General features: G+C 61.9%; 5 protein-coding genes. 4 read left to right on the top strand and 1 reads right to left on the bottom strand.

Going from position 1 to position 6,453, the window contains the following annotated elements:
* Nucleotides 1-359: 359 nt before the first annotated feature.
* The 4 genes from LQK83_RS12000 to LQK83_RS11985 all read left to right on the top strand — a co-directional run bounded on the left by LQK83_RS12000 (nucleotide 360) and on the right by LQK83_RS11985 (nucleotide 5,837).
* Nucleotides 360-1,319: an ornithine cyclodeaminase family protein gene (locus tag LQK83_RS12000; protein ID WP_230837633.1), complete on the top strand. Its 960-nt coding sequence runs from the start codon at nucleotides 360-362 to the stop codon at nucleotides 1,317-1,319.
* Nucleotides 1,320-1,407: 88 nt separating this feature from the next.
* Nucleotides 1,408-3,885, top strand: a complete 2,478-nt coding sequence (hrpB, locus tag LQK83_RS11995; RefSeq protein ID WP_230837632.1) for an ATP-dependent helicase HrpB — start codon at nucleotides 1,408-1,410, stop codon at nucleotides 3,883-3,885.
* Between the two features lie 12 nt (nucleotides 3,886-3,897).
* Nucleotides 3,898-5,205 (top strand): ActS/PrrB/RegB family redox-sensitive histidine kinase, encoded by a 1,308-nt coding sequence (locus LQK83_RS11990; protein WP_230837631.1) that lies wholly within the window; start codon nucleotides 3,898-3,900, stop codon nucleotides 5,203-5,205.
* A gap of 86 nt (nucleotides 5,206-5,291) precedes the next feature.
* A complete protein-coding gene (locus tag LQK83_RS11985; protein ID WP_230837630.1) occupies nucleotides 5,292-5,837 on the top strand; it encodes an ActR/PrrA/RegA family redox response regulator transcription factor in 546 nt (181 codons plus the stop codon).
* Nucleotides 5,838-5,843: 6 nt separating this feature from the next.
* Here LQK83_RS11985 and LQK83_RS11980 read toward each other — a convergent pair whose 3' ends face one another.
* Nucleotides 5,844-6,350, bottom strand: a complete 507-nt coding sequence (locus LQK83_RS11980) for an MmcB family DNA repair protein (RefSeq protein WP_230837629.1) — start codon at nucleotides 6,348-6,350, stop codon at nucleotides 5,844-5,846.
* Nucleotides 6,351-6,453 lie beyond the last annotated feature (103 nt).

Here is a 6,453-nt window from a genome sequence, read left to right as displayed (position 1 = left end):
CCAAACCGCAATCCAGGCCCCAGTCACTCTCGCAACCATCAGAAGATTTTCTCAAGGACGAGCTCGTCAGTCGCTAGCAGCGCCGCCGCCCTCGTCAGTGACCGCCTTATAGACCCACACCCCAGAAACAGTCAACACCAACAAAACAAAAAAATGAAGAAATTAAATAAGTGTATGATTCTTATCAATAATTTCTGTTGTGCGTCTGTCATGCTCAGATTTTCGGTCTATTAACCATGCTGAGCGGGGTTTGGCTTCCGGCGATCGCGGGCTTCTGCGCCTTTGGTTGCCGGACCCGTGCGTGCGTGCCAAACTCGACGTTACCGAAGCGTCCTATTTGCATGAAAAGAGAAGACCGCATGCTGATCCTCAATGAGACCGACGTCAGAAACGCCACCGCCTTTCCGGAACTCGTGGAGGCGGTTCGGACCATGTTCCGGTCCGACTGCAAGATGCCCACCCGTCATCATCATTCGCTCCAGGTTCCGAATGAACCAGACGCCACGCTGTTGCTGATGCCGGCCTGGACAGAAGGCCGGTATATGGGCGTGAAGATCGTTTCGGTGTTTCCGGGCAATCTGCGCCGGTCGCTTCCCTCTGTCAGCGGCACTTATCTTCTGTCTTCCGCACTGACTGGGCAGAACCTTGCGATGATCGACGGGGCGGAGCTGACCGCACGGCGGACGGCTGCCAGTTCCGCGCTCGCCTCGCGGTTTCTGTCACGCGCGGACGCGAAGATCCTTCTCGTTTGCGGAACAGGACGATTGTCACTCAATCTCATCGAGGCCCATGGTTCGCAGCGCCCTCTTGAGAAGGTCCTTGTCTGGGGTCGGTCGACCGAGAAAGCTGCCGAGACCGTCAAGCTGGCGTCGCGGCTTCATCCAAACGTCTCTATCGCCAGAGATCTTGAGGCAGCGGTTCGCGAGGCGGACATCATTTCCTGCGCAACGCTTTCCGATGCGCCTATCGTCCGAGGGGCCTGGCTTAAGCCGGGCGCCCATCTCGACCTCATCGGCGCCTTCACCCCCGATATGCGTGAATGCGATGATGAGGCGGTTTCGCGTGCTCGTATTTTCGTCGACACCTATGAAGGTGCGCTTTCGGAAGGCGGCGATCTTGTGCAGCCGATCAGGGCCGGCGTCATTGGACGCGATGCGGTGAAGGCCGATCTGGCCTCGCTTTCGAAAGGGGAACATGCGGGGCGATCCGGTCCTGACGAGATCACATTGTTCAAGTCGGTCGGCGCGGCGCTGGAGGATCTGGCGGGAGCGATCCTTGCTTTCGAGACATCCACGCGGCTGGTGCAGTCCGACGGCTAAGGTTCTCTTCTCTCTACAAAGCTGCAGAGTTGACGCGGGGAGCCACGGGCGACTATGGCGAAGGCCTGCCCAATACAGGAATGCGACATTGACCCGCGATCTGCCCCAACTTCCCGTCAGCGCGGTGCTGCCGCAGCTTCGCGATGCCCTGCACGATCACAATTCCGCTGTTCTGTGTGCACCGCCAGGCGCCGGCAAGACGACGATCGTGCCACTTGACCTTCTCGATCAGCCTTGGCTCGATGGCCGCAAGATCATTCTGCTGGAGCCGCGCCGGTTGGCGGCGCGGGCGGCGGCCTCGCGGATGGCGAGCCTGCTGGGTGAAGAGCCGGGCGGTACGGTCGGCTATCGCATGCGCCTCGACAACCGCATCTCCTCGCGCACCCGCATAGAAGTGGTGACCGAAGGTGTGTTCACGCGCATGATCCTGGAAGATCCGGAACTGACGGATGTGGGGCTCGTCATCTTCGACGAATTCCACGAGCGGTCGCTCGATGCGGATTTCGGACTGGCGCTGGCGCTCGATGCGCAGGCGGGATTGCGGGAAGACCTGCGGATCCTGGTGATGTCGGCGACGCTCGATGTGGAAAAGGTTGGCGTGCTGCTGGACGGTCCGCCAGTTATCATCAGCGAAGGCCGCGCCTATCCGGTTGAGATCCGCCATGAGGAGAGGCCGGCTGGCGAGGCGGTCGAGCAGACAGTGATCCGGACAGTTCGGAGAGCCATCGCGGAGGAAGCAGGTTCGATCCTCGCCTTCCTGCCAGGCCAGGGGGAGATCACGCGGGCGGCGGATGCATTGAGCGGGACGCTCGGAGCCGATGTCGCCGTGATTCCTCTTTACGGCAACCTCACTCAGAAGGAACAGGATCAGGCGATACGCCCATCCGCGCCCGGAACGCGCAAGGTCGTGCTGGCGACCTCGATTGCGGAAACCTCGATTACCATTGACGGTGTGCGGATCGTCATTGATAGCGGCTTGCAGCGCATTCCGGCCTATGAACCGGCAACGGGCATGACACGGCTGGAGACGGTGCGCGTGTCGCGGGCCTCCGCCGACCAGCGCGCCGGCCGCGCCGGGCGAACGGAGCCGGGTATTGCAATCCGTCTCTGGCATCAGGGCCAGACGGCGGCGCTGACCGCTCATACCGCGCCGCAGATTCTGGCTTCCGATCTCTCCGGGCTCGTGCTCGACATGGCGGGATGGGGTGTGACGGAGCCGTCGGCGCTCAGATTTGCCGATCCGCCGCCGAATCCCGCCTTTCAGGAGGCGCGCAATCTGCTGGTCAGTCTCGAGGCGCTCGACCGTCAGGGTCGGCTCACCGAGACGGGCAAGCTCATGCGCAAGCTCGGCCTACCGCCGAGACTGTCGGCCATGGTGGCGAGGACGGCCTTGCATGAGCCCGATTCGACGCTTGCGGCAGCGGAACTTGCCGTCCTGATTACCGAGCAAGGGCTCGGAGGCTCCTCCATCGATCTGGAAGACCGACTTCGGAATTTCCGCAATGACCGAAGCCCGCGCGCGCAGGCGGCAAAGGGGTTGGCCTCACGCATCGCAGCGCAGGTGGCAAGCCAAGGTTCTGCGCGAAAAACAGCGACGACACCTCAGCCCGGCCCACTGCTGATCCACGCCTTTCCCGATCGCATCGCCCTGCAACGCGGGGGGCGGGGGAGGTTTGTGATGGCGAACGGACGCGGCGGCGAGCTGGATGCGGAAACGCGGCTTGCCGGCGCGGCCATGCTGGTCGTGGCGGATGCGACCGGGCGGGCGGGTAAGACGCGCATTCTTTCGGCAGCGGAAGTAACGCGAGCGGAGATTGAAGAAGGTCTTCCCGGCGCGATCATCTCCGGTGCGCAGGTCTATTTCGATGAGGCAGCGCGCGAGGTGCGGGCGCGGCGGTCGACCCGGCTGGGCGCGATTGTCTTTGAAGAGACGCCCATTCAGCGCCCCTCCGGACCTGAAGCTGCGACCGTACTGGCAGAAGGGTTGAAAAAGCTCGGGCTTCAAATACTGAATTTCGGCAAGGAAGCGGGGCAGCTGCGCGACCGCATCGGCTTTCTGCACCGCTCGCTGGGCGAGCCATGGCCTGATGTCAGCGATGCGGGGCTGCTGGAGAGGCTCGACGACTGGTTCGTGCCTTTCCAGAACGACACGCGCGGGCTGAACGAGGTTTCTCAAGCCAGCCTACGTGATGGGTTGATAGCGCTTCTGCCGCATGGTGCGGGCCGCGACCTGGACCGGCTGGCGCCAACGCATTTCGAAACACCGGCGGGACAGCGACATCCGATTCAGTATGATGGCGAGGAGCCGGTTCTGACTGTGCGTGTGCAGGAGCTGTTCGGCCTCAAGTCGCATCCTGTCATCGGGGGCGGTAAACTGCCTCTGCTGCTTGAATTGACATCGCCGGCGCACCGGCCCATTCAGACAACGCGCGACCTGCCCGGTTTCTGGGCCGGGTCCTGGAAGGATGTGCGGGCCGACATGCGCGGGCGCTATCCTAGACACCCATGGCCGGAAGACCCGTCAGAGGCCGCAGCCACGCACAGGGCCAAGCCGCGCGGAACCTGAGAGGAAGACAAGATGTCCGAAGCCGGCCAGAGCGAAATCAGCGACTATCGCGACAGCCGGCGTGTGAGGCTGCAAACGCTGGTCCGACTGCGCTGGCTTGCCGTTGTCGGGCAATCGCTGACGGTCTATCTGGTTCATGTCTGGATCGCCTTTCCGCTGCCCTACATGGTCTGCGGCGCGATGATCGGGCTTCTGGCTTTCTTCAACTTCTATCTCTCCGTCCGCTACCCTCCGACGCTGCGTCTTGCACCTCAGGCGACGCTGGCGCTCCTGACGATCGATCTGCTGGAACTGGCCGGCGTGCTTTTTGTAACCGGGGGCCTGAGCAACCCGTTTGCGCCGCTGCTCTGTGTGCCGGTCATCATCTCCTCCTCGACCCAACCGATCCGCTATACGCTGGCGCTTGGGCTGCTGCTGATCCTGTTTGTATCGATCCTGACTTTCTCGCCCTACCCGCTGCCCTGGTATCCAGGGTCCTCCTATACGATGCCGACCGAGCTTATTGTCGGGATCTGGCTGGCCATCCTGACGACCACAGCCTTTGCAGCCGTTTATTCCTACCGCGTGTCGCTGGAGGCCATGCAGCTTTCGGAAGCGCTGGCCGCAACCGAACTGGTGCTGCAACGGGAAAATCATCTGACCCAACTCGACGGATTGGCGGCAGCCGCCGCACATGAGCTTGGGACGCCGCTCGCGACGATCAGTCTCGTCGCGAAGGAAATGGAGCGGGAACTCGCCACCGACGAACGCTACGGCGAAGATGTGCAATTGCTGCGCAGCCAGGCGGAACGCTGCCGCGACATCCTGAGGCGATTGACGACCCTCTCATCGGAAGAGGCGGAGGCGATGAAGCTGCTGCCGCTCTCCTCGCTGATCGAGGAGGTGACCGCGCCGCATCGAGACTTCGGCATCCGCATCATTGTGATTGAAAAGACGCCGCGCGAAACGGAACCGGTCGGCGCCCGAAACGCCGGCATCATCTACGGGCTTGGAAATCTCGTAGAGAATGCTGTCGACTATGCGCGCAATCACGTGGTTGTCACGACCGAAGCACGGAACGACAAGGTGATCGTCACGATCGAGGACGATGGCGAGGGCTACTCCCCCGACATCCTGCAACGGATTGGCGAACCCTATGTCACCTCTCGAAGTCGTGAGGACAATGCAGGCGGACTAGGCCTTGGTCTTTTCATTGCCAAGACGCTGCTGGAACGGTCCGGCGCACGTCTCAGCTTCGGCAACAGTTCCGGCGAAAAGGGAGGCGCGCGTGTGAGTGTCGAATGGCCGCGACACCGGATGGATGTTTCTCGCGCGAAATGACTTTACGTCAACGGCAGACGGGGCCTATAGACTTGATGAATGCAATCCTGACAGCAAATCTCAAGAACAACACGGCTGTTTTTCCCATGACAGATGACGCAATCGGCCCGGACAACTCGCTTCTGATCGTTGATGACGACGGTCCGTTTATTCGACGGCTGGCCAAGGCGATGGAAACGCGCGGCTTTGCGGTCGAAAGTGCGGAATCGGTCAGCGAAGGTATCAACCGCGCCCGCGCCCGGCCTCCGCGTTATGCTGTCGTGGACCTGCGGCTGGGTGACGGCAACGGACTCGACGTGATTGCCGCCATTCGCCAGAACAAGGCGGATGCGCGGGTGATCGTCCTGACCGGCTATGGCAATATCGCCACCGCCGTCAACGCGGTAAAGCTCGGCGCGGAAGACTATCTCGCCAAGCCAGCCGATGCGGACGAGATCTATGCGGCGCTTGTGAGAAGCCCGGGTGAGAAGGTCGAGCCGCCGGAAAATCCGATGTCGGCAGACCGGGTGCGCTGGGAGCATATTCAGCGCGTCTATGAAATGTGTGAGCGCAACGTGTCCGAGACGGCCCGCCGCCTCAACATGCATCGCCGCACGCTTCAGCGCATTCTGGCCAAGCGGGCGCCGAAGTAGGCGGCTTCAGCCGTCTTCCCACGACGGCGGCAGCGGCCTGCCCGACTCGAGCGCCAGTTCCGCCATGAGCAATCTTTGCGCGGCAATGCGCGAAAAATTCAGCGTCACAGATTTACGCACGGCCGGAGGCAGCTTGTGCTCCGGCGCGTCGCGGATGATATGGGCGTCATATCCGTCCGACAGGAACAGCCCGCACTCTTCGGGGAAGATCTCTAGCGGCACGTCCTTGTGGGTCGCGAAGAAAAGCCTGTCGCAATGCTGGCGATAATCCGGCCATTTGCGATCGACGCGGAAATCCTCGATCGAGGACTTGATCTCGACAATCCAGACCTCGCCCTTGGGCGTCAGGGCAATCAGATCGGCGCGACGGCCGCTTGAGAGGGAGAGTTCCGGCAGGACGGCGAGCCGCATTGCGTGAAGCAGACGCTGCACGCCGCGGCGCACCAGCATGGCGCGTTCCGACTGCCGCCCGTCGATCAGGGGGTGAAAATCATGCAGGTTGAGAATTGGCATGAACAGATCTTGGCACGATTCGGGTTCTGTTGCAAAAAAGCCCGCGGCCGGCTTTTTTGGTTGATTCGGCCCATGCGAGTCCCAAGCTCGCCTTGCAATCGAG

This window comes from Rhizobium sp. C1, assembly GCF_021026335.1.
Lineage (GTDB): Bacteria > Pseudomonadota > Alphaproteobacteria > Rhizobiales > Rhizobiaceae > Ensifer_A.
The sequence above is the reverse complement of the archived record's forward strand: the minus strand, read 5'-3'. Positions and strand labels throughout refer to the sequence as shown.